Source organism: Flavobacterium psychrolimnae (assembly GCF_003312425.1).
GTDB classification, from domain to species: domain Bacteria; phylum Bacteroidota; class Bacteroidia; order Flavobacteriales; family Flavobacteriaceae; genus Flavobacterium; species Flavobacterium psychrolimnae.
Map to the genome: position 1 here is coordinate 34,941 of NZ_QNUX01000012.1, position 23,338 is coordinate 58,278.

The 23,338-nt window shown below is 34.4% G+C and carries 25 protein-coding genes; 3 read left to right on the forward strand and 22 right to left on the reverse strand.

What is annotated here, in order from left to right; all coding sequences use genetic code 11:
• Positions 1-8: 8 nt before the first annotated feature.
• The 5 genes from DR980_RS12520 to recR form a co-directional block, all read right to left on the reverse strand.
• On the reverse strand, positions 9-1,400 hold the full coding sequence (locus DR980_RS12520; RefSeq protein WP_113636664.1) for a UDP-glucose 6-dehydrogenase: 1,392 nt from the start codon (positions 1,398-1,400) through the stop codon (positions 9-11).
• Between the two features lie 117 nt (positions 1,401-1,517).
• A complete protein-coding gene (locus tag DR980_RS12525) occupies positions 1,518-2,504 on the reverse strand; it encodes an SDR family oxidoreductase (RefSeq protein ID WP_113636666.1) in 987 nt (328 codons plus the stop codon).
• Between the two features lie 25 nt (positions 2,505-2,529).
• Positions 2,530-4,998: a polysaccharide biosynthesis tyrosine autokinase gene (locus DR980_RS12530; protein ID WP_113636668.1), complete on the reverse strand. Its 2,469-nt coding sequence runs from the start codon at positions 4,996-4,998 to the stop codon at positions 2,530-2,532.
• Between the two features lie 16 nt (positions 4,999-5,014).
• Positions 5,015-5,806 (reverse strand): polysaccharide biosynthesis/export family protein, encoded by a 792-nt coding sequence (locus DR980_RS12535; RefSeq protein ID WP_113636670.1) that lies wholly within the window; start codon positions 5,804-5,806, stop codon positions 5,015-5,017.
• A gap of 73 nt (positions 5,807-5,879) precedes the next feature.
• Entirely contained in the window at positions 5,880-6,500 is a 621-nt protein-coding gene (recR, locus tag DR980_RS12540; RefSeq protein ID WP_113636672.1) for a recombination mediator RecR, read from the reverse strand.
• A 143-nt stretch (positions 6,501-6,643) separates the two neighbouring features.
• On the opposite strand from recR, the gene DR980_RS12545 reads away from it, so the two are divergent.
• Complete coding sequence (locus DR980_RS12545) at positions 6,644-8,152, forward strand: sodium:solute symporter (protein WP_113636674.1); 1,509 nt, start codon at positions 6,644-6,646, stop codon at positions 8,150-8,152.
• Positions 8,153-8,251: 99 nt separating this feature from the next.
• On the opposite strand, the gene DR980_RS12550 is transcribed toward DR980_RS12545, so the two are convergent.
• Entirely contained in the window at positions 8,252-8,617 is a 366-nt protein-coding gene (locus tag DR980_RS12550) for a CoA-binding protein (RefSeq protein WP_091173917.1), read from the reverse strand.
• 146 nt (positions 8,618-8,763) lie between these two features.
• On the opposite strand from DR980_RS12550, the gene DR980_RS12555 reads away from it, so the two are divergent.
• A complete protein-coding gene (locus tag DR980_RS12555) occupies positions 8,764-9,393 on the forward strand; it encodes a MarC family NAAT transporter (RefSeq protein ID WP_113636676.1) in 630 nt (209 codons plus the stop codon).
• A gap of 61 nt (positions 9,394-9,454) precedes the next feature.
• Here the strand turns inward: DR980_RS12555 and ctlX are convergent, their stop codons facing one another.
• The 4 genes from ctlX to eno all read right to left on the reverse strand — a co-directional run bounded on the left by ctlX (position 9,455) and on the right by eno (position 14,178).
• Positions 9,455-10,390, reverse strand: coding sequence for a citrulline utilization hydrolase CtlX (ctlX, locus tag DR980_RS12560; RefSeq protein WP_113636678.1), 936 nt, complete (start codon positions 10,388-10,390; stop codon positions 9,455-9,457).
• A gap of 76 nt (positions 10,391-10,466) precedes the next feature.
• A complete protein-coding gene (locus tag DR980_RS12565; protein ID WP_113636680.1) occupies positions 10,467-11,381 on the reverse strand; it encodes a dimethylarginine dimethylaminohydrolase family protein in 915 nt (304 codons plus the stop codon).
• A 65-nt stretch (positions 11,382-11,446) separates the two neighbouring features.
• Positions 11,447-12,730, reverse strand: a complete 1,284-nt coding sequence (locus DR980_RS12570; protein ID WP_113636682.1) for a citrate synthase — start codon at positions 12,728-12,730, stop codon at positions 11,447-11,449.
• A 155-nt stretch (positions 12,731-12,885) separates the two neighbouring features.
• Complete coding sequence (gene eno / locus DR980_RS12575) at positions 12,886-14,178, reverse strand: phosphopyruvate hydratase (RefSeq protein WP_113636684.1); 1,293 nt, start codon at positions 14,176-14,178, stop codon at positions 12,886-12,888.
• Positions 14,179-14,552: 374 nt separating this feature from the next.
• Here eno and DR980_RS12580 point away from each other — a divergent pair, with 374 nt between their 5' ends.
• Positions 14,553-15,890 (forward strand): erythromycin esterase family protein, encoded by a 1,338-nt coding sequence (locus DR980_RS12580; protein ID WP_113636687.1) that lies wholly within the window; start codon positions 14,553-14,555, stop codon positions 15,888-15,890.
• 81 nt (positions 15,891-15,971) lie between these two features.
• Here DR980_RS12580 and carA read toward each other — a convergent pair whose 3' ends face one another.
• The 12 genes from carA to rpsE form a co-directional block, all read right to left on the reverse strand.
• Positions 15,972-17,072 carry a glutamine-hydrolyzing carbamoyl-phosphate synthase small subunit gene (carA, locus tag DR980_RS12585; RefSeq protein WP_113636689.1) on the reverse strand — a complete coding sequence of 367 codons (1,101 nt, stop codon included), beginning with the start codon at positions 17,070-17,072 and terminating at the stop codon, positions 15,972-15,974.
• 371 nt (positions 17,073-17,443) lie between these two features.
• Positions 17,444-17,929, reverse strand: coding sequence for a 50S ribosomal protein L17 (gene rplQ, locus DR980_RS12590; RefSeq protein WP_113636691.1), 486 nt, complete (start codon positions 17,927-17,929; stop codon positions 17,444-17,446).
• A 31-nt stretch (positions 17,930-17,960) separates the two neighbouring features.
• Positions 17,961-18,953: a DNA-directed RNA polymerase subunit alpha gene (locus tag DR980_RS12595; RefSeq protein WP_039110214.1), complete on the reverse strand. Its 993-nt coding sequence runs from the start codon at positions 18,951-18,953 to the stop codon at positions 17,961-17,963.
• Positions 18,954-18,974: 21 nt separating this feature from the next.
• Positions 18,975-19,580 carry a 30S ribosomal protein S4 gene (gene rpsD / locus DR980_RS12600; protein ID WP_113636693.1) on the reverse strand — a complete coding sequence of 202 codons (606 nt, stop codon included), beginning with the start codon at positions 19,578-19,580 and terminating at the stop codon, positions 18,975-18,977.
• A gap of 92 nt (positions 19,581-19,672) precedes the next feature.
• Positions 19,673-20,056 (reverse strand): 30S ribosomal protein S11, encoded by a 384-nt coding sequence (gene rpsK, locus DR980_RS12605; protein WP_024981527.1) that lies wholly within the window; start codon positions 20,054-20,056, stop codon positions 19,673-19,675.
• A gap of 8 nt (positions 20,057-20,064) precedes the next feature.
• The gene (gene rpsM, locus DR980_RS12610; protein ID WP_091203660.1) at positions 20,065-20,439 is read right to left on the reverse strand and encodes a 30S ribosomal protein S13; all 375 of its coding nucleotides are present in this window, start codon (positions 20,437-20,439) and stop codon (positions 20,065-20,067) included.
• A gap of 2 nt (positions 20,440-20,441) precedes the next feature.
• Complete coding sequence (gene ykgO / locus DR980_RS12615; protein ID WP_008992256.1) at positions 20,442-20,558, reverse strand: type B 50S ribosomal protein L36; 117 nt, start codon at positions 20,556-20,558, stop codon at positions 20,442-20,444.
• A gap of 12 nt (positions 20,559-20,570) precedes the next feature.
• Positions 20,571-20,786, reverse strand: coding sequence for a translation initiation factor IF-1 (gene infA / locus DR980_RS12620; protein WP_007136545.1), 216 nt, complete (start codon positions 20,784-20,786; stop codon positions 20,571-20,573).
• Positions 20,787-20,790: 4 nt separating this feature from the next.
• Entirely contained in the window at positions 20,791-22,137 is a 1,347-nt protein-coding gene (gene secY, locus DR980_RS12625) for a preprotein translocase subunit SecY (RefSeq protein WP_066081004.1), read from the reverse strand.
• 13 nt (positions 22,138-22,150) lie between these two features.
• Positions 22,151-22,603 (reverse strand): 50S ribosomal protein L15, encoded by a 453-nt coding sequence (gene rplO, locus DR980_RS12630; RefSeq protein ID WP_066081007.1) that lies wholly within the window; start codon positions 22,601-22,603, stop codon positions 22,151-22,153.
• 11 nt (positions 22,604-22,614) lie between these two features.
• Entirely contained in the window at positions 22,615-22,797 is a 183-nt protein-coding gene (gene rpmD, locus DR980_RS12635) for a 50S ribosomal protein L30 (protein WP_035668100.1), read from the reverse strand.
• Positions 22,798-22,809: 12 nt separating this feature from the next.
• A complete protein-coding gene (rpsE, locus tag DR980_RS12640) occupies positions 22,810-23,337 on the reverse strand; it encodes a 30S ribosomal protein S5 (RefSeq protein ID WP_035668102.1) in 528 nt (175 codons plus the stop codon).
• Between the last annotated feature and the right edge of the window lies 1 nt (position 23,338).

Sequence of the window (23,338 nt, forward strand, 5' to 3'; positions counted from 1 at the left end):
TTCTCAAATCAAGAACCTATCGCCTGATACACAAACCCAATACCTCTTAGCTCAGCAGCATTCAGTACATTCCTCCCGTCAAAAATAAAAGCGGGTTTTTGCATCGAATCATATATTTTCTGCCAGTCGTACTGAGTAAACTCATCCCACTCTGTTAGTATAGCAATAGCATGTGCGTTTTGACAGGCTTCATAAGGATCCGAAAAAGAACTTACGGAGTTTGCATTTTGTTCCGCATTTCTGGTTTCCAAATAATTTAAATCATCCATGATTTTTTTGTTGGAAACTTTTGGATCATAAACAGCGATATTCGCATGTTCATTGATTAAATCATCCGCAACATAAATCGCCGCTGATTCGCGGGTATCATTCGTATCTTTTTTAAACGCCCAACCCAGGAACGTTATTTTCTTACCCGAAACCGTATTGTATAAGGTTTGCACAATTCTGCTGGAAAAACGTCTTTTTTGATGGTCATTCATGATGATGACTTGTTCCCAATAATCTGCAACTTCATGCAGACCGTATGTTTTTGCGATGTAAACTAAATTCAAAATGTCTTTTTGAAAACAAGAACCTCCAAAACCAACGGAAGCTTTTAAAAACTTGGAACCAATCCTGCTGTCCATTCCGATTGCTTTAGCTACTTCATTCACATCTGCTCCGGTTTTTTCACAAAGTTCCGACATGGCATTAATCGAAGAAATCCGCTGTGCCAAAAACGCATTAGCGGTAAGCTTAGACAATTCAGAAGACCAGACGTTAGTAGTCAATATTTTATCGGCAGGTACCCAATTAGAATATACAGCAACAAGAGCCTCAATCGCTTTTTTACCTTCCGCTGTAGTGTCACCTCCAATCAGAATTCGGTCTGGCTGCAAAAGATCAGAAACCGCAGTTCCTTCCGCTAAAAATTCTGGATTGGACAAAATTTGAAACTGCACTCCGTTACCGGTGTTATCAAGAATACTCTTAATCGCTTCTGCGGTGCGTACCGGAAGAGTCGATTTCTCCACAACAATTTTATTGTCTTTTGCTACACGGGCAATTTGTCGAGCGCATAACTCAATATATTTTAAGTCAGCTGCCATACCTTTTCCTTTTCCATACGTTTTGGTTGGCGTATTTACCGAAATAAAAATAATCTGGGCTTCATCGATGGCTTTTTCTACATCCGTTGAAAAAAATAAGTTTCTTCCGCGTGCTTCCGAAACAATTTTATCTAATCCCGGCTCATAAATAGGAATATTGGCAGTGTCTTTATCATTCCAAGCGGCGATGCGCTCTTCATTTAAATCAACAACAGTAACCTGTATATGTGGACATTTTTGAGCAATGACAGCCATCGTTGGACCACCAACATAACCAGCTCCAATGCAACAAATTTTTGTAATTTCCATTCTCTTATTTTTTCTATTCTCTAATTTAACTTCTCACGGTTAGCAATTTGCATCAAACACAATTTGCATCATCCATCATTCATAATTCATCATTCGTAAATTATAATTTATGATTGCTCATTCACGCAAATTCTCCCAATACCATTCTACCGCTACTTTCAATCCTTCCTGCATAGAATATTTAGGATTGTAACCTAATAAGGTTTTTGCTTTATCAATACTGGCCAACGAATGCGGAATATCACCCGCTCTGTTCGGACCATATTCAACAGTAACATTCCCTATTTTGGGATCATATTCGGCTAAAGATTCTTTCAGATAATCCACTAAATTATTCAACGTATTTCTATCTCCGTACGCCGTATTATAAACGGTATTAATTGCCTCCGGATTTTGTGTCAGCATCGCCAACTCATTCATTTGAATAACATTATCGATATAAGTAAAATCTCGGGAATAATTTCCATCCCCATTTATTTTTGGACTTTCATGTTGCATGAACTGCATCACAAACTTAGGAATCACAGCCGCATAAGCGCCATTAGGATCTTGCTTTCTTCCAAAAACATTAAAATACCGCAACCCAATCGTCTCCAAGCCATACGTCTTGCTGAAAATTTCAGCATACAACTCGTTCACATATTTTGTTATCGCATACGGAGAAAGCGGTTTCCCAATCACATTTTCCATCTTTGGCAAAGCTTCTGAATCCCCATAAGTCGAAGAGCTTGCTGCATATACAAAGCGTTTTACTTTTTCGTCTCTGGCTGCAACCAACATATTCAAAAATCCCGAAACATTCACATCATTCGTGGTAACCGGATCATTTATAGACCTCGGCACCGAACCTAAAGCCGCCTGATGCAAAACATAATCGACTCCTTTTACCGCAATGGCACAATCCGTTGCCTTACGAATATCCCCTTCTATCAAAGAAAAATTCGGATTATTTATAAAATCTTTTAAATTGTGTCGATGACCTGTTGCAAAATTGTCTAAACAAACCACCTTATACCCTTCCGATAAAAAATATTCACATAGGTTAGACCCTATGAATCCAGCTCCTCCAGTAATTAAAATCGCTTTTTGTTCTTCCTCTTTCATGTCGTTTTGTTTTAAAAGCTAACTACTACTTCGTTGGTTTTTTTAGTATCTTTTGAGCTACCTTTTGGTAAATACTTTTCGGTTTGTCTTCTTCATAATAGCCATTTGCATAGGTTCCATACCCATAGCCGTAACCGTATCCATAGCCATAACCCGTGCCATATTTCGCTTTGTTTTCTAAACCATTTAAGATAATGCTGGTATTGTTTAACTCCCCGCGTTTCACTCGATTGTTTAACAAAGTGATCATGTCCTTTTTAGTAAAATTCTGTCTGACAATATACAGCGTTACATCGCAATATTGTGCCAATTCTAACGCATCAGAAACCAAACCAACAGGCGGTGTATCCAATATAATATAATCGTACTTCTTCTTTAACTCTTCAATTAATTCTTTCATACCCTCACTCATAATCATCTCCGCCGGATTTGGCGGAATAGGACCCGATAAAATAACATCCAAATAAGGAATGTGAGTATTATTAATAATTTCATCAACTGTTTTTTGCTTAATTAAATAATTAACTACCCCAACTTCATTGGACAAGTTAAACTCAGAAGCCAGTTTAGGTTTTCTTAAATCCAACCCAATTACCACTGTTTTCTTTTCGCTCAAAGCAAATACTGTAGCGATGTTTATCGAACAAAAGGTTTTTCCTTCACCACTCACAGAAGAAGTAATCATCAACGTCTTAGCACCGTCTACATTTTGTTGTTTGTACAAAAACTGAAGCGACGAACGAATTGCTCTAAAGGATTCCGACAAAGCAGATTTAGGTTTATCATACACCGCTAAATTCGTATTTTCTCTATTGACTCCAACGACTCCAATCAAAGGGATCTTTGTCATTTTACTGATATCTTCCGTATTTTGAATCGAATTATTGATAAAGAAAACAGCAAAAACAAAAATCAACGGAAACAGAATTCCCAGAAATAATGCCAAAACATAATTAACGGAGGTTTTTGGACCGATCAATCCTCCTCCAACATCTTTTGCAGGATCTATAAAATGAACGTCGGATAAATTTGCTGCTTTAACAATATCCGCTTCGCTTCTTTTTTGAAGAAACGTACTGTAAATATTATCGCTTAAATCATACTTCCTTTTAATCTTAATAAGTTCTTGTTGATCTTCAGGAAGTTGTTTTATGGTACTTTCCGTTTCATTTATTTTACTGCTTACCATTGCTAGATCATATTGTAAAGCTGATTTAGCGGTTGCTATATTCTCTAACAATACATTTTTGACGGCTTCCATTTGGTTGTCAAAATCCTTGAATATCTTATCACTTTTTACCGCATAAGCCATTTCAGATCTTTGGGTCGACAACGCGATTAGTTTTGAAACATTAACAACAATATTTGGATCTTCAATTCCAGCTACGGAAGGTGCCGGCAGTTTCGCATAATTTACGCTGTTTTTCAGGTAGGACTTTAACGAGTTGTAATACGCCATTTTACGATTAACCTCGTCTTTTGTAACATCAAATGCCAAAATCTTTTCTGAAAATTTTGCTCCGCCCTCTTCAATATCGTAAATATTCTTCCCTTTTCTAAAGGTTTTCAGCTCGTTACCAGTTTCCTTAAGTTGGGATTCCATCGTAACTAATGTACTGTCGATAAAAGCTATTGTATTGGTTGCAAACTGATTCTTACTATCTAATTGCCTTTTGATAAGCATTTTAACAGTCGAATTCAAATATTCGACCATTCTTGCTTTATTGGTTCCTTGCATTCCTAAAGTGATAATTGAACCTCCTTTATCATCAGACTGCACACTTATCCCTTTGTATCCGGATACTGTTCCATCAAAATCATTGAACTGAACAAAATATTCGTTTCCTTTATAAAAACCAGGATTGTCATTGATTTGTAATTTCCAATTTAAAAAAGGTAAGGAAACTTGTTGCCCAACTTTATATCTTTTTACAAATTCACCAGTTTCAACAGCTGTGTTGCTGTATGAATTATTGGAATAGGTAACTATTGAAACGCTTGGGTTTTCAAATGGAATTCTGATTTCATATTCATTTTCACTTAAAAACTTGATTCCAATAAGTGTTCCCGCAAGTTGCCCTTTAGATTTATCAATGTTTACAGTGAAAGGAACAGCTCCATATGCATCGACTAAATTGTATTTGCCCTGGGAAAGATAACTTATATAATATTGTAGTTTATCTACTACCAACTCATTATGAGAACGGGATTGCAAAGTGGTTGAAATGGTCTGAACCTGATCCGAAGTACCGCCCCAATTAAAAACCAAACTCGTATTTGAGGTAAAAAGTGGATTGCTTTCTTCTTTTACGGCAATAAGGGTTTCCATACCGTAGATTTTTTCTTTACGAATATTAACCTGGTGGGCAACCGTGAAAGTAATTAACAGACTTATTAAAAACCACTTCCAATAACTTCCGATTTTTATTAAAAATCCTTTGAAGTCAAAACTGACTTGATTTTCAAAAATCGAAAAATCTTTTATATCTAACATTTCTTAATCTCGGTTTTTAATTTTTTAATAGCAAAAAAGTCGTTGTGGCTAATGACAACAACGTAATGATTGTTCCTAAGGATTCGATTCCCGTTTTTCCGGTTCCCCAAGTCTTTTGTTTGAGTGGCTTTATATACACATAATCGTTCGGTTGTAAATAAAAATAGGGCGATTTCATCACATTTATATCCGTAAGATCTAAATCATGCATTTCAACTCCTGTTGGTGTTTTTCGCATTATCGTAACCGCTTTTCTATCACCTGTTATCGTAATATCACCAGCATTTGCAACAGCTTCCATGATATTTACGTGCTCTTGAAATAAGGTTTTTGTACCAGGACCACTTATTTCCCCATTAATTGTATATCGGAAACCTGCCAATTTTACAGTCACAAAAATATTTGCTTCTTTATTGAAATATTCTGCCAATAATTGCTTCTCTAAACGCATTCGAACTTCATCAAGCGTGTACCCAATTACATTTAAATCACCTAAAACTGGAACTCTGATATTCCCATGATCATCCACAGTAAAACCATCAAAATATAATCCTGACTCCGACTTTCCTACCGCAGCACCTTCACTTGAAGGACTAAACATAGCTACTAGTTTAGGATCAATCGCTTTTATGGTAATACTCAAAACATCATTTATTTGCAAACGATACGGCTTAGTTTCTACTGCTGCAATGGTAGCTTCCTGTTGTGAACTATCTTTTTTCTGAAGATAGATTAAATCTTTGGTTGGGATACAAGAGGATAGCAACACACTAACAACCAACAACAAATAGAGTACGGATTTGCGCATTTTAAATATTTTTTAAGCGACAAATATAGCTTTTCATTTACGATTTAAAAAGCATCGCTATTTTTTAAATAGATTAATTATTTTTAAAAGATTTTTCGAATGGAACTCGATGCAATATACTGCGTCCCAAAGTAACTTCATCCGCATATTCTAGTTCATCGCCCACCGAAATCCCTCTAGCAATTGTTGATATTACTATTTCACAATCGGCAATTTGTTTGTAGATATAAAAATTTGTAGTATCACCCTCCATCGTGGAGCTTAAAGCAAAAATAATCTCGTTTACACTTCCTGATTTTACTTTTTCGACTAATGTAGTAATGTTTAATTGACTGGGACCAACACCGTCAATGGGAGAAATTTTACCTCCAAGAACATGATAAATCCCTCTGAATTGACCTGTATTTTCAATTGCCATCACATCACGAATATCCTCGACGATACAAATAATCTGGTGATTCCTGCTTTGATTTGCACAAATTTCGCACATCATACTATCCGAAATATTATGACAACTTGCACAATACTTAATATCCTCCCGCATAGTGACCAAGGCTTGCGATAAAAAACCTGTTTGCTCTTTAGGCTGCTTCAATAAATGCAACACCAATCGCAGTGCAGTTCGTTTGCCAATTCCTGGCAGCTGAGACATTTCGTTAACTGCTTTTTCTATTAATTTCGAAGAAAATTCCATAACTGCAAATGTAGCAATTTGTTTATTTGTTTAATCGGTTATTTATCGAATCGATTTGATGATTTGGCACATTTTCAAATAAACGAATTAACAATTATACCATTAAACAAAAAATCGTATTTTGGTCACATTAAACTCAAAAAATGACTCCATTCGCCATTCTATCACTAATTGTAATCTACTTCGGAATTCTTTTTATGATTTCGCATTTTGTAAGCAGAAAAGACAGCGGCAACGATGCTTTTTTCAAAGCTAATAAAAATTCCAAATGGTATTTAGTTGCTTTTGGAATGATTGGAACCGCACTCTCCGGTGTTACTTTTATTTCTGTTCCGGGAGAAGTTGGTTCTCCAAATGGGGAACAATTCAAATACTTTCAGTTTGTTTTGGGGAATGCAATTGGTTTTATCATAATTGCAAAAGTATTGCTTCCGCTCTATTACCGAATGAATTTAACTTCGATTTACGGTTACATCGAGCACCGATTAGGGATTTACTCATATAAAACTGCCGCAACTATTTTCCTGATTAGCAGAACCATTGGATCGGCATTCCGATTGTATCTTGTTGTGATTGTTTTGCAACGCTTTGTTTTTGACTTTTACGGAATCCCATTTGCCGTTACGGTTTTAATTTCGCTGGCTTTGATATTTGCTTACACGTATCGAGGCGGATTGAAAACCATTATAATTACAGACACTTTACAAACTTTTTTCTTAGTTTCATCTGTCTTTTTGACAATTTTCTTTATTTGCAGAAGTTTAAACTTAAATGTTTTCGAAGCTTTTGAAGCAGTAAAAAACAGCAATTATTCTAAGGTATTCTTCTTTGAGGATTTTGTGTCGAGTAAGTTTCATTTTGTAAAACAAATTCTGGGAGGAATCTTTGTAACTATCGCCATGGTAGGTTTGGATCAGGATTTAATGCAGAAAAACCTGAGTTGCAAAAACATTGGCGAAGCCCAAAAAAACATGTTTACGTTCACTGGAATATTTGTAGCTATCAATATCTTTTTCCTTAGCGTAGGTGCTTTACTTTATATCTATTCGGCCAAAAACGGAATAGAAGTACCAACCGATTTAGTTACTGGAAAACCCAGAACCGATTTACTGTTTCCCGAAATTGCGTTTAACCATTTAACGCTGATTCCATCCGTAATTTTCCTATTGGGATTAACAGCAGCCACATTTGCTACGACGGATTCCGCATTAACAGCGTTAACAACTTCTTTTTGTGTGGATTTTTTAGGAATGGATAAAGCCGAAAATCTAAACAAGCCAAACGTAGTTAGAAATAGGCATCTTGTGCATATTGTCTTTTCGTTTTTAATGTTTTTGGTGATAATATTTTTTAATGCTATTAATGACAGTTCTGTAGTGGGAATGATTTTCAGAGTGGCTTCCTATACATATGGACCGCTTTTGGGATTATATTGTTTTGGATTATTTGTGAAATCAAAAACAGTGAAAGACAAATTCGTGCCTTTCATTTGCTTATTATCCCCTGCTGTAACGTACTTTATAAGCGAAAATTCGAAGACTTTATTCTGGGGATATATTTTTGATAACGAATTGATTATCGTAAACGGGCTAATCACTTTTCTAGGATTGTTGTTGATTAGCAAAAATGCCACTTCTGAAACACGATTCTAGTTTTTAGCCCAGATAGCAGCGACATCCTTTTCTTGTTCCGTTTTTTTTTAACGGAACAAGAAAAGATAAAGCGTATAGCTGGAATAGCTCCTGAAAAATTTAATACTGATTGGTAGCTAACAAAACTAACGTACAAGCTACTTCTACTTTAATATCATTCAATTTCAACAACTGATAGAATTCTGGATTTTCAGTACCCGGATTGAAAATAACACGTTTTGGTTTTGCTTCGACGATATAATTGTAATAATCGCGTTGACGTGTTGGATTTAAATATAAGGTAACAGTATCGATATTTTTTAATGGAATGGCTTTAGTCTGGATTTTTACTCCGGCAACTTCGCCAGCATTTTGGCCTAATGCAAGAACGGAATGCCCTTTTTCTACTAACATATTTACGGCTTTGAAAGCGTAGCGCTCTGGTTTAGTTGTCGCTCCAAGAACCAATGTTTTTTTATTCTTTATCATTTTCTATAATTGTATTTGGCAAAAGTAATCAAAAAGGTTTATCCGTTTAGCAATTTTAAGGTTTACTTACACCTGCAATAAAAAACATTCGCCTAACATTAAAAAACAAAAAAAGAGTATTTTTACACTCTTAAAAATAAAATATGGATCTATTTATTTATCTTTTTGTTGCCCTTTTTTCCGTTCTAAATCCTATTGGTACCGTTCCTATTTTTGTGGGACTTACGCAACACGACTCTAAAAAAGAGCGTTCCAGAATTTCTTTATGGACGGCGATAAATGTATTTATCATTCTTATCGTCTCGTTTTTTATAGGCCAATATGTATTGCTTTTTTTTGGAATCAGTATTGATGCACTCCGAATAGCGGGCGGAATTATTATCGTGAGTTCCGGTTTTTCATTACTTTCCGGAAAATTTACTAAGAAACGAGGTATTAACAAAAAAGCAGAAACTGATGCGCAACAAAGGAATGACATTGCTTTGACACCGCTTGCAATCCCAATGCTTGCCGGCCCTGGTTCTATTTCTTTACTTATTGCTTTTTATCAGGAACACAATACAACTATGGAGATAATCATCTCTTCCATTGCTATTCTTGCCATTGCAGTAACCATATTTATCATTCTAAAAAGTGCTCATTATTTAGCAAAAATACTTGGAGCATCCGGAATTGTAGCGATATCAAGAATTGTTGGTTTTATTGTAATTGCGATAGGAATTCAATATATCGTAAGTGCCATTATCAATATTATAAAAGGGAATCTTTCCTAAACTTAAATTACAACTAGAAAAAAACCGGATATGATTTAAAATCTTATCCGGTTTTCTTTTTTTAATTTCTTGGCAAGAAAATCTCTGCCATCATACATCTGGCGCTTCCTCCGCCACAAGCTTCAATCGTATCCAGACTTGAACTCAAAATTTCAGCATGTTTTTCCAATTGCTCAATTTGTTTTGGAGTCAAACTTTGATGTGCAGCCGTACTCATAACCAAATATCGTTTGTCATTTACTCCACGAACTTCAAGCATATTCCCCGCAAAATTGTTCATTTGGGCTTCTGTAATCAAAATGATTTCTTTTCCATTTTCTTTCAGATTGTCCAAAACCATTTTGCGTTCTTTTTTATCATCAATACAATCCGAACAAATTACCGCAAAAGTTTCGCCTAAGCACATCATCACGTTAGTATGATAAATCAGTTTTCGCTCCGAATCAACCGTTTGAAAAGCTTCAAAAATCACTGGTGCATAATCAAAATCCTCACAGAATTCGATGAATAATTCTTCATCCGCTCTTGGAGATAATGCGCAATACGCTTTAGCATTTGCTCTGTCTAAAAGTAAACTTCCTGTTCCTTCTAAGAAAAACCCATCTTCTTCAGCGGAAGTGTAATCTATAATATTATGAATCACAAAACCTTTTTCTTCCAGTAAATCTAAAATTTCCTCACGACGTTCGTGACGACGATTTTCAGCAAACATTGGATATAAAGCTACGTCACCATTCTCGTGAAAAGAAATCCAGTTGTTTGGAAAAATACTATCCGGAGTATCTGGATTTAATGTATCATCAACAACGGTAACATCAACACCTACTGCTGTTAGTTTTTCGACAAAAGCATCAAATTCTTGTTGCGCTTTAGCATTTACAGTTGCGGGTAAAAGTCCGTCTAATACTTTTTGATAATAATTATTTACTGCCGTTTGTTCGTTCATTCTAAACGCAACCGGGCGAATCATCAGTATGGAATTTGTCGTTTGTTTCATATATTTTTTAGTTTAAAGTTTAATAGTTTAAAGTTTAATGTTGATCAACATTAAACTTTAAACCTTAAACAAATATTTAATCTCTAATTAAAGGCAAAGTAGAACATCGCAACAATCCTTCTTGTTTTGCGATTTCTGCGTATGGAATTTCTTCTACGACAAAATCGTTTGTGCGCAACCAATTGTTAAGTCTGGTAAAATTTCTTTCCGAAACAACAACATTCGTATCGATTGAAAAAATATTGGAATTCATATTATACATTTCGTCTCTGGTAATATGGAATAAGTTTTCCTTTCCAAACAGATTTACCAGAAACAAATAATCTGCCTCTTCACGGAAACCATTTTTGTAGATAATTCCTTTGTCATTCCCAACAGGTTGAAAACAACAATCTAAATGCAATGCATTGTCACGAGCTTCAATTTTAGATTTTACCAAATCGAATTCTTTGACAATCTTATTTGGAAACAAATCTTTTATGTATTGTACTCCTTGTATATTCGTTCTTGCCGTAATGTAATCTTTGTAGTCACTCCCTTTATAGGTTCCAATGAAAATATAATCGTTCCACAACATAACATCACCACCTTCTATATGCACTTTCTCTGGAGGACGAACTACTTTTTTAGGATTAATTTGGTCAATTATATATTGGATTGCATCCAGTTCGCGTTCTCTGTCTGGTAAAATATTCGATTTTACAAAAACATCATCAATCACGAAACCAATGTCTCTGGTGAATATCTGATTGTAATTTTCAATCATTTCCGGACGATAAACAGTCACATTATATTTTTTTAGTACAGCATTAAATGCTTCCATTTCATCAACCATATCTTTCTCGACTGGATAAGTCCCTGCTAAAATATGTTCTAATGATTTAGGATCATAGGCTTCTTCCTCCTTTGGCGTAGGTCCATTATTAACTGCTGAACCCAGAACTACTGCTCGGAGTCTTGAAGTTTCATTCTTTATATTTAACTCTAACATGTATTTTTAGCTTTTGGCAAATATAAAAAAAGCTCCACAAATTAGTGAAGCTTTTTAAACTGATTTTATCTTTTATCTGTTGGCACAAAATCCCTTAAAGGGTGCCCCGTGTAAACTTGTCTTGGCCTTCCGATAGGCTCTTTATTTTCACGCATTTCTTTCCATTGTGCGATCCAACCCGGTAAACGACCTATTGCAAACATTACAGTAAACATATCTGTAGGAATTCCTAATGCTCTGTAAATAATTCCAGAATAAAAATCTACATTAGGATATAAATTTCTTGATTTGAAATATTCATCTTCTAAAGCTGCTTCTTCAAGTTTCTTTGCAATGGCAAGAATTGGATCTTCAACACCTAAAGTTGCTAAAACTTCATTAGCTGCTTTTTTGATGATTTTTGCTCTTGGATCAAAATTCTTGTAAACTCTGTGACCAAAACCCATTAAACGGAAAGGGTCATTTTTATCTTTGGCTTTAGCCATATATTTATCAGCATCTCCACCATTTCTGTGGATTTCTTCTAACATTTCAAGAACGGCTTGATTAGCTCCTCCGTGTAATGGTCCCCAAAGTGCAGAAACTCCAGCAGATATTGAAGCAAATAATCCTGCGTGAGAAGAACCCACCATTCTTACAGTAGAAGTTGAACAGTTTTGCTCATGATCTCCGTGAAGAATAAACAATTTATCTAATGCATCGATAACTACTGGGTTTGCCGTGTAAGGTTCTGTAGGTAATTCAAACATCAAACGCATGAAGTTTTCTACATATCCTTTTGTATTATCGTAATAATTCAAAGGATAACCCATGCTTTTTCTATACGTCCAAGTTGCTATAACCAGGAATTTACCCATAGTTTTACAAACCGCTTCATACATTTCTTTTTCATTATCAACATTCACTGATTTAGGATTGAATGCTGTCAATGCACTTGTCAAAGCTGCTAAAACACCCATTGGATGTGCTGTTTTAGGAAAACCATCAATGATGTTTTTCATTTCTTCATTGACCAAAGTGTATTTTCTAATATCCGTTTCAAATTGCGCTAACTGCTTAACAGTTGGCAATTCTCCAAAAATTAAAAGATACGATACTTCAAGAAAATCTGCTTTATCTGCTAAATCTTCAATAGAATAACCTCTGTAACGAAGAATTCCTAACTCTCCATCTAAAAAAGTGATGTCACTTTTACAAGATCCTGAATTTTTATAGCCCGGATCTAGTGTTATTATACCGGATAAATCACGTAATTTGTTAATATCGATGGCAACTTCATTTTCACTTCCTACAATTATAGGCAGTTCAATTTTCTTTCCATCAATTTCTAATGTTGCTGTTTTTGACATAATATATTTGAAAATAAACTTTTAAAATAATAATTTCTCAAATCTAAGGAATTAAACACTAATTAAAAAGAGAATAACACAATGAAATTGTTAAATATTATACAAAAAAGCCACTCACACAAGGCGAATGGCTTATAAAAAAATATCGTAAGAATTTATTTTATTTTAAAAGCGGCCTTACCAGGGAAATACGCTGAATTCCCTAACTCTTCCTCAATTCTCAATAATTGATTGTATTTAGCCATACGATCTGAACGAGAAGCTGAACCAGTTTTAATTTGGCCACAGTTTAACGCTACTGCTAAATCAGCAATCGTGTTATCTTCTGTTTCTCCTGAACGGTGTGACATTACTGAAGTATAACCTGCATTTTTAGCCATATTCACAGCTGCAATCGTTTCAGTCAAAGTTCCAATTTGGTTCACTTTAATAAGAATTGAATTAGCGATACCTTTTTCGATACCAGTTGACAAGCGCTCCACATTAGTAACGAATAAATCATCTCCAACTAACTGGACTTTATCACCAATTCTTTCTGTAAGCAATTTCCATCCATCCCAGTCATTTTCATCCATTCCATCTTCAATAGAAATAATAGGATATTTAGCTGCTAATTCAGCCAGATACTCCACTTGTTCTTCAGAAGATCTAATTTTACCTGTTTCTCCTTCAAATTTAGTATAATCGTATTTTCCGTTTACATAAAATTCTGCAGCAGCACAATCTAAAGCAATCATGATTTCATCCCCAAAAGTATATCCTGCATTTTCAACAGCTTTTTTGATTGTATCCAAAGCATCTTCAGTTCCTCCAGCAAGATTTGGTGCAAAACCTCCTTCGTCACCTACAGCAGTAGAAAGTCCTCTGTCATGTAATACTTTTTTCAAGCTGTGAAAAATTTCAGTTCCCATTTGCATGGCATGTGAAAAAGAAGTTGCTTTTACCGGGAAAATCATGAATTCTTGAAATGCAATAGGGGCATCAGAATGAGAACCTCCATTAATAATATTCATCATTGGTACAGGCAACGTATTTGCCGAAACACCACCTACGTATCTGTATAATGGCAATCCCAATTCGTTAGCAGCAGCTTTGGCAACAGCCAAAGAAACTCCTAAAATTGCATTTGCTCCTAAGTTTGATTTATTTGGAGTACCATCTAAATCAATCATCGTTTGGTCGATTAGATTTTGTTCGAAAACAGAAACTCCTACCAGTTCTTCAGAAATAATGGTATTCACATTTTTCACCGCATTCAAAACTCCTTTTCCAAGAAACGCTTTTCCTCCATCACGTAATTCAACTGCTTCGTGCTCTCCAGTTGAAGCCCCAGATGGTACTGCAGCTCTTCCTAAAACACCATTGTCTGTAATTACATCTACTTCTATTGTAGGATTTCCTCTTGAATCAAAAATTTGTCTTGCGTGAATCTTGATAATTATACTCATAATACTAAAATTTAAATTTTGAATTACAAATATATTCTATCTTTTGGAATGATTTTATGAAAATAATGAATGTTATTAACGAAAACGTTATAATTTTTTTACAAACAGAACATTTCAGCTTTTTAAGGAATTTATTTTTACAGTATCCGTTATTTTTCTGTTTTTTATTTAAAATAATTACTGCACAGATACTAAAATTTAATAATGTCATTTAAAATTAAAAAAAATGATTAAAAGATAAATTTAACATTATCAAAATACTGATTTTCAGTTATATAAACTAATTTTATAGTGTTATCTAAATAGACATAAAACTGTTTTATATCCTGCTTTCTAAAGAATATTTAAAGTATTAATTTTTAAATTAAAATCTGATGGAAACATTGAAAACAGCCCAAAACAATATTAATCATGAAGAGATTACTTCATTATTAAAAAGAACTTCTTTACCTTTGGAAAACGCTACCGATTTAGATCCGCTAATGAATTATATCGGAGACGCAAAATATGTACTTTTAGGAGAAGCCTCACACGGAACCCACGAATATTACACTTGGAGAGCAAAGATTACACAACGTTTAATTCAAGAAAAAGGATTTTCTTTTATAGCTGTCGAAGGTGATTGGCCAGATTGCTATCGATTAAATCGTTTTGCAAAAGGATATTTAGATTCCGGTAAAGATATTTTAAGTGTACTCAATGAATTTAAAAGATGGCCAACATGGATGTGGGCAAATTGGGAAATTGCAGCATTCATAGACTGGCTCAAGGTTTATAACGAAAGCTTTCCTGCTGATGAAAGAATAGGTTTTTATGGTCTGGATGTATATAGTTTTAGAGAATCCATGAATTCCATAATTCAATTTTTAGAAAAAAACGATCCAAAAGCCTTGGCAATAGCAAAAACTGCAATGAAATGTTTTGAACCTTACGGTAAAGATGAGGGACAATCTTATGCAAGAGCTTCTTCTTTTATTCCAGAATTATGCGAAAAAGAAATCATACACATGCTTAACGAAATTCTTAGAAACGTTCCTAATTACAATCATGATTTAGAGAATGTTTTAAGCATAGAACAAAATGCTTTCGTGACCAGAAATGCCGAAAAATACTATCGAGCCATGATAAAAAGAGGTTCAGCTTCCTGGAATATTCGTGACGAACATATGGTTTCCACTATAGACAGGCTAATGAAATTCCATGGAAAGGATGCTAAAATTATCATTTGGGAACATAACACTCATATTGGTGATGCCCGTGCTACAGATATGGCATCTGAAGGAATGGTAAATGTGGGACAATTACTAAGGGAAAAATATGCTACAGACGGTGTTGTTGCAGTGGGATTTGGATCATATAAAGGCAGTGTGATTGGAGGAAGAGAATGGGGAGATTCTATGCGAAAAATAAAAGTTCCAGAAGCAGTTGAAGGAAGCTGGGAACATGCTTTTCACATTGCAAACAATGGACAAAATAGATTATTATTAATGAATAAGGTAAAGGATGAGAAATGTCTTTCATCGCTCATAGGTCATCGTGCTATAGGAGTTGTTTATAATCCAGAACACGAAAGATTTGGAAATTATGTTCTTACAATACTACCAAAAAGATATGATGCTTTTATATTTATTGATAAAACTAACGCTTTACATCCCATAAATATTGAAGTTAATGGGAATCAAATCCCTGAAACTTATCCTTTCGGTATGTAAACTATTAAAGAAAAAAAATGGGTTTGACTTATTTAAAAGTCAAACCCATTTTTATACCTAATATTGGAAGAAATCCAAATATTAACCTTTTATGTTCTCAATGAATTGATCAAATAAGTACGATGAATCGTGAGGACCAGGACTTGCTTCCGGATGATATTGAACGGAAAAACAGTTTTTATTTTTCACACGCATTCCTGCAACCGTACCATCATTTAGATGAAGATGTGTAATCTCTAAATCAGGATGATTATCTAATTCTTCTTTATTAACTGCAAAACCATGATTTTGTGAAGTAATTTCACCTTTTCCGGTAATGATGTTTTTCACGGGATGATTAATTCCTCTGTGTCCGTTGAACATTTTATAAGTCGAAATTCCATTGGCTAAACCAATGACTTGATGTCCCAAACAAATTCCAAATAAAGGCTTATCCTTTTTAAGAATTTCTTTGGCTACTTGAATCGCTCCAGAAAGTGGCTCTGGATCACCAGGTCCATTGGATAAAAAATATCCATCCGGGTTAAAAGCAGCTAAATCTTCATAAGAAGAATCAAAAGGAAATACTTTGATGTAACAATCTCTTTTTGCCAGGTTACGAAGTATATTTGTTTTAATACCTAAATCAAGTGCTGCGATTTTATAGGTAGCATTTTCATCCCCAAAAAAGTAAGGTTCTGTTGTTGAAACTTTAGAAGCCAATTCTAAACCTTTCATGTCTGGAACCTTTGATAATGCAATTTTAAGTTCTTCAATAGGAGTTTCATCTGTACAGATTACAGCATTCATAGCTCCGTTGTCACGAATATAACTTACAAGTGCACGTGTATCTACATCAGAAATACATATTAAGTTTTGTTTGATAAAATAATCTTCTAAACTCCCCGAAGCATCTTCACGAGAATAATTGAAGCTGAAATTTTTACAAACTAATCCAGATATTTTAATGCTTTGTGATTCAACTTCTGAATCGTTTACACCATAATTTCCAATATGGGCATTGGTAGCTACCATTAATTGACCAAAATAAGAAGGGTCAGTGAATATTTCTTGGTAACCTGTCATTCCTGTATTAAAGCAAACTTCTCCAAAAGTAGTTCCACTTATTCCAATAGATTTTCCGTGGAATATAGTTCCGTCACTTAATAGAAGAATTGCTTTTTGTCGTGTTGTATATTTCATGTGTAGTTAAATATTTTGCAAATTTAATTCTTTAAAACAGTGAATCCAATGTTTTTTAAAATTTTATGTTTCTCAAGTCTTCTTGTATTAGGGAAAAGTTTTAAGGTAGGCCTGATTACTTCACTTAGCTTCAATTTCCATACGAGTTCATTAACTTCGTTTGAAGTGTAAATCCCTTTTTATTCTTTAAAAGAAAAGATTACTTCACTTAGCATTCATTTTAAGCGGAGTTCAGTGAACTTCCTTTGCAAATGAAAGTGGGACAATTAGTTCTTAAAAACTCGAAATGTTATGCTCCGAAAAAATCAAAAAAAAAAGGATAAACTATAAATAGATTATCCTTGATTTTTATTGAATGATTATTTTCATAATTACTCAGCAGTCTCAGTAGTTGTTTCAGTTTCAGCAGCTGGAGTTTCAGTAGCTTCATCTTTCTTAGCTTTACCACCACGACGGCTTTTTGCTTTTTTAACTTCTTTTTTACCACCATTGTAAAGTTCGTTGAAATCTACTAATTCGATCATTGCCATATCAGCATTATCTCCTAAACGATTTCCAACTTTAATGATACGAGTGTATCCACCTGGACGATCTCCTACTTTGGCAGCTACGTCTCTGAACAAGTCAGTTACGGCATATTTGCTACGTAAGTAAGCAAAAACGATACGACGATTGTGAGTCGTATCTTGTTTTGATTTTGTTATTAAAGGCTCAACGAATTGTTTAAGCGCTTTTGCTTTAGCAACAGTAGTGTTAATACGTTTGTGCTCGATAAGAGAACAAGCCATATTAGCTAACATAGATTTTCTATGCGCAGTCTGTCTGCTTAAGTGATTGAATTTTTTTCCGTGTCTCATTGCTATGTAAATTTAAACCTTGCGGCTTAGATTATTCTTTATCTAGTTTGTATTTTGCTAAATCCATACCGAAGTTCAAATTTTTAACTGCAACAAGTTCATCAAGTTCAGTTAAAGATTTTTTACCAAAATTACGGAATTTCATTAGGTCATTTTTATTGAACGATACTAAATCACCAAGTGTATCAACTTCAGCCGCTTTCAAACAATTTAATGCTCTAACAGAAAGATCCATATCAACAAGCTTAGTTTTAAGCAATTGTCTCATGTGCAATGACTCTTCATCATATGATTCTGTTTGTGCAATTTCGTCAGCCTCGAGTGTAATTCTTTCGTCAGAAAACAACATGAAGTGGTGAATTAAAACTTTTGCAGCTTCAGTAAGAGCATCTTTAGGATTGATAGAACCATCAGTTTTTATTTCAAAAACTAATTTTTCGTAATCTGTTTTTTGCTCTACACGGAAGTTTTCAATAGCATATTTTACATTTTTTACCGGAGTAAAAATTGAATCTGTAAAAATAGTTCCAATTGCAGCATTCTGCTTTTTGTTCTCTTCAGCAGGAACATAGCCTCTACCTTTTTCGATTGTTAAATCGAAATTAAGTTTGATTTTACTGTCTAAATTACAGATAACTAGTTCTGGATTCAAAACTTGGAAACCTGAAATAAATTTTTGAAAATCACCAGCTGTTAATTGGTCTTTACCTGAAACAGAAATAGTAACTGATTCATTATCGATGTCTTCAATTTGACGTTTGAAACGTACTTGTTTAAGATTAAGGATAATTTCGGTAACGTCTTCAACAACTCCTGAAATAGTAGAAAACTCATGATCTACACCTTCAATGCGAACAGATGTAATTGCATAACCTTCTAATGCTGAAAGCAAAACTCTTCTAAGTGCATTACCAACAGTCAATCCGTAACCAGGTTCTAAAGGTCTGAATTCAAATTTACCTTCAAAATCGGTTGAATCGATCATGATAACTTTATCGGGCTTCTGAAAATTAAATATTGCCATAAATTTCGACTAAGTCAATTATTATTTGTTGTACAACTCTACGATTAATTGTTCTTTAATGTTTTCTGGGATTTGAAGTCTCGCAGGTACAGAAACGAAAGTACCTTCTTTGATATCATTATTCCAAGTAATCCATTCATAAACATGACTTGAATTAGATAAAGAACGTTCGATAGCTTCTAAAGATTTAGATTTTTCACGAACTGCAACTTTATCACCAGGCTTAAGGTGGTAAGAAGCAATATTTACAACATCACCGTTAACAGTGATATGTCTGTGAGAAACAAGTTGTCTCGCTCCTCTTCTTGAAGGGGCAATACCCATTCTAAAAACAACGTTATCTAATCTTGCTTCACATAATTGTAAAAGAACTTCACCAGTAACACCTTTAGTAGCTGATGCTTTTTTGAATAAACCTCTGAATTGTTTTTCTAAAATTCCGTAAGAATATTTAGCTTTTTGTTTCTCCATTAATTGGATAGCAAACTCAGATTTTTTACCTCTTTTTTTAGCCATCCCGTGTTGTCCGGGTGGATAATTTCTTCTTTCGAAAGCTTTGTCGTCTCCGAAAATTGCTTCGCCAAATTTACGGGCGATTCTTGTACTTGGACCAGTATATCTTGCCATTTTAAATTGTTTAAGATTGAGGTTATGAATTCAGGTCTTATCCTTCAATAACCGATATTCAATCTAGGTTATACTATGATTATTTTTGAGTATTAAACTCTACGTCTTTTTGGAGGACGACATCCGTTGTGAGGCATTGGAGTAACATCGATAATCTCTGTAACTTCAATTCCACCGTTATGCAAAGAACGGATAGCAGACTCACGTCCGTTTCCTGGTCCTTTTACATAAACCTTTACTTTTTTAAGTCCAGCTTCAAGAGCTACTTTACTACAATCTTCTGCTGCCATTTGGGCTGCGTATGGAGTATTCTTTTTAGAACCTCTAAAACCCATTTTACCAGCTGAAGACCAAGAAATAACTTCACCTTTTTTGTTTGTCAAAGAAATGATGATATTGTTAAAAGTAGCAGAAATATGAGCTTCTCCCGTTGATTCAACGATAACTTTACGTTTTTTTGCAGTTGCTTTAGCCATATTACTTATTATTTAGTTGCTTTTTTCTTGTTTGCAACAGTTTTTCTTTTACCTTTTCTTGTTCTAGAGTTGTTTTTAGTTCTTTGTCCTCTTAATGGAAGACCAGTTCTATGACGGATACCTCTATAACATCCAATATCCATTAAACGTTTGATGTTTAAAGAAACTTCAGAACGTAATTCTCCTTCAATTTTAAAAGTTGATACGGCCTCACGAATTGCTCCGATCTCGTCATCATTCCAATCTTGAACTTTTTTATCTTGGCTAACTTGAGCTTTCTCTAAAATCTCAACAGCTCTACTTTTTCCTAATCCAAAGATATAGGTAAGTGCTATAACACCTCTCTTGTTTTTTGGGATATCTACCCCTGCTATTCTTGCCATAATTATCCTTGTCTTTGTTTAAATCTAGGATTCTTTTTGTTTATTACGTACAATCTCCCTTTTCTTCGCACAATTTTGCACTCGGGACTTCTCTTTTTTACTGAAGCTCTAACTTTCATTTTGAATATCCTTTAATATCTATAAGTAATTCTTGCTTTTGACAAATCGTAAGGGCTCATTTCTAGTTTCACTTTATCACCAGGTAATAATTTGATGTAATGCATACGCATTTTTCCAGAAATATGGGCGATTACAATATGTCCATTCTCTAACTCTACACGGAACATCGCATTTGATAATGCTTCAATGATTGATCCGTCTTGTTCTATTGCTGATTGTTTTGCCATAAAGTTAAGCTACTGCTTTTCTATTTTTACCACTTTTCATTAAACCATCATAATGCTTATTCAACAAGTATGAATTGATTTGTTGCATCGTGTCTATGGCAACTCCAACCATAATTATTAATGAAGTACCTCCAAAAAACATTGCCCAAGATTGTTGAACATCCATAACACTCACAATTATTGCTGGGAACACAGCGATTAGAGCAAGAAATAAAGATCCTGGAAAAGTTATTAAAGACATCACTTTGTCAAGATAATCAGAAGTTTCAACTCCCGGTCTGATACCTGGAATAAAACCACCACTTCTCTTTAAATCATCAGACATTTTATTAGTAGGAACAGTAATGGCAGTATAAAAGAAAGTAAATACAATAATTAAAGTTGCAAATACTAAATTATACCAAAAACCAAACATATTACTAAAAGCGCCAACGATAGATTGTGATGCATCCGATTTAGACAACCCGGCTAAAGCAGCTGGTATGAACATAATTGCTTGAGCAAAGATAATCGGCATCACCCCTGAAGCATTAAGCTTTAAAGGAATCCATTGTCTATTGCCATTCAACATGTCTTGTTCGAAATCACCTGATGTTGTACGACGAGCATATTGGACAGGAATTCTTCTAACTGCCATAACTAAAAGTACACAACAAATAATAACCAATAACCAGATGATGATTTCGATAACTAACAACATTGGACCACCATTATTATTGGTAACCCTTGTTGTAAACTCTTGAATAAAAGCTTGAGGTAATCTAGCCAATATACCAACCATAATCAACAGTGATATACCATTTCCAATTCCTTTATCAGTAATTTTTTCTCCCAACCACATGGCAAAAATTGTACCTGTAACTAAGATAACTACTGAGGAAAATAAGAATTCAAAAGAATTGAATCCCAATAAAAATGCATTACTAGGTAACGTTCTGTACAAATTGTAGATGTAAGTTGGACCTTGAACTAAAGTAATTCCAATTGTCAACCAACGAGTAATTTGATTAATCTTTTTTCTACCACTCTCTCCATCACTTTGTAGTTTTTGCAGATAAGGAATAGCAATTCCCATTAACTGAACTACAATAGAAGCAGAAATATAAGGCATAATACCTAAAGCAAAAACGGAAGCTTGTGAAAAAGCACCTCCAGTAAACATATCAAGAATTGAACCAATTCCTTCTTTTGTCTGCCCAGCTAAATTACCTAATTGAGTAGCATCAATACCTGGCAGGGTCACTTGTGCCCCAAAACGATAAACCAAAAGTAAACCTAATGTTATTAGGATTCTATTCTTAAGTTCTTCGATTTTCCAAACATTACTTATTGATTCAATAAATTTCTTCATCTTAATTGAAAAATTACATTGTTACAGCTTCTCCTCCAGCAGCTTCAATAGCGGCTTTTGCAGTAGCAGTAAATTTGTGAGCGGTTACTTTTAATTTTGCTGTCAATTCACCTCTACCTAAAATCTTAACGATTTCATTTTTAGTAGCTAAACGATTAGCAACATAAACTGTCATATCAACAGTATCTTTAATAACACCATTGTCAACTAAAAGTTGAAGTGTATCAAGATTTACACCTTCGTAATCTTTACGATTGATGTTTGTAAAACCAAACTTAGGCACACGTCTTTGAAGTGGCATTTGCCCACCTTCAAAACCAATCTTTTTAGAATAACCAGAACGAGATTTTGCTCCTTTGTGACCTCTTGCAGAAGTACCACCTTTTCCAGAACCTTCTCCTCTACCTAATCTTTTATTTTGATTGTGTGTAGAACCTTCAGCAGGTTGTAAGTTACTTAAATTCATAACAGTATTTGTTATTTAGTTTCTTCAACAGAAACTAAGTGTTTAACTTTATTTATCATCCCAAGGATTGTAGGGTTTGAATCATGCTCTACAACTTGTCCCATTTTACGTAGACCTAAAGCTTCTAATCCTCTTTTTTGAGTAAGAGGACAGTTGATTTTGCTTCTAACTTGTTTTACTAATAATTTAGCCATAATTTCCTTGAATTAACCTTTAAAAACTTTTTCTAAAGAAACACCTCTTTGTTTTGCAACAGTATAAGCGCTTCTCATTTGTAATAAAGCATCAAAAGTTGCTTTCACTACGTTGTGAGGATTTGAAGATCCTTGAGATTTAGATAATACATCATGAATTCCTACTGACTCAAGAACTGAACGAACAGCTCCACCAGCAATAACTCCTGTACCATGAGAGGCAGGAATTAAGAATACACGTGCACCACCAAATTTACCTTTTTGTTCGTGAGGAACTGATTGACCATTCAAAGGAATTTTTACTAAATTTTTCTTAGCATCTTCTACTGCTTTCGCAATTGCTTCAGAAACATCTTTAGATTTTCCTAATCCGTGTCCAACCACTCCGTTTTCATCACCTACAACTACAATAGCAGAAAAACCGAAAGCTCTACCACCCTTTGTAACCTTAGTAACACGATTTACACTTACCAAACGATCTTTTAATTCAAGACCACTTGGTTTTACTAACTCTACATTCTTGTATTTACTATTAGACATA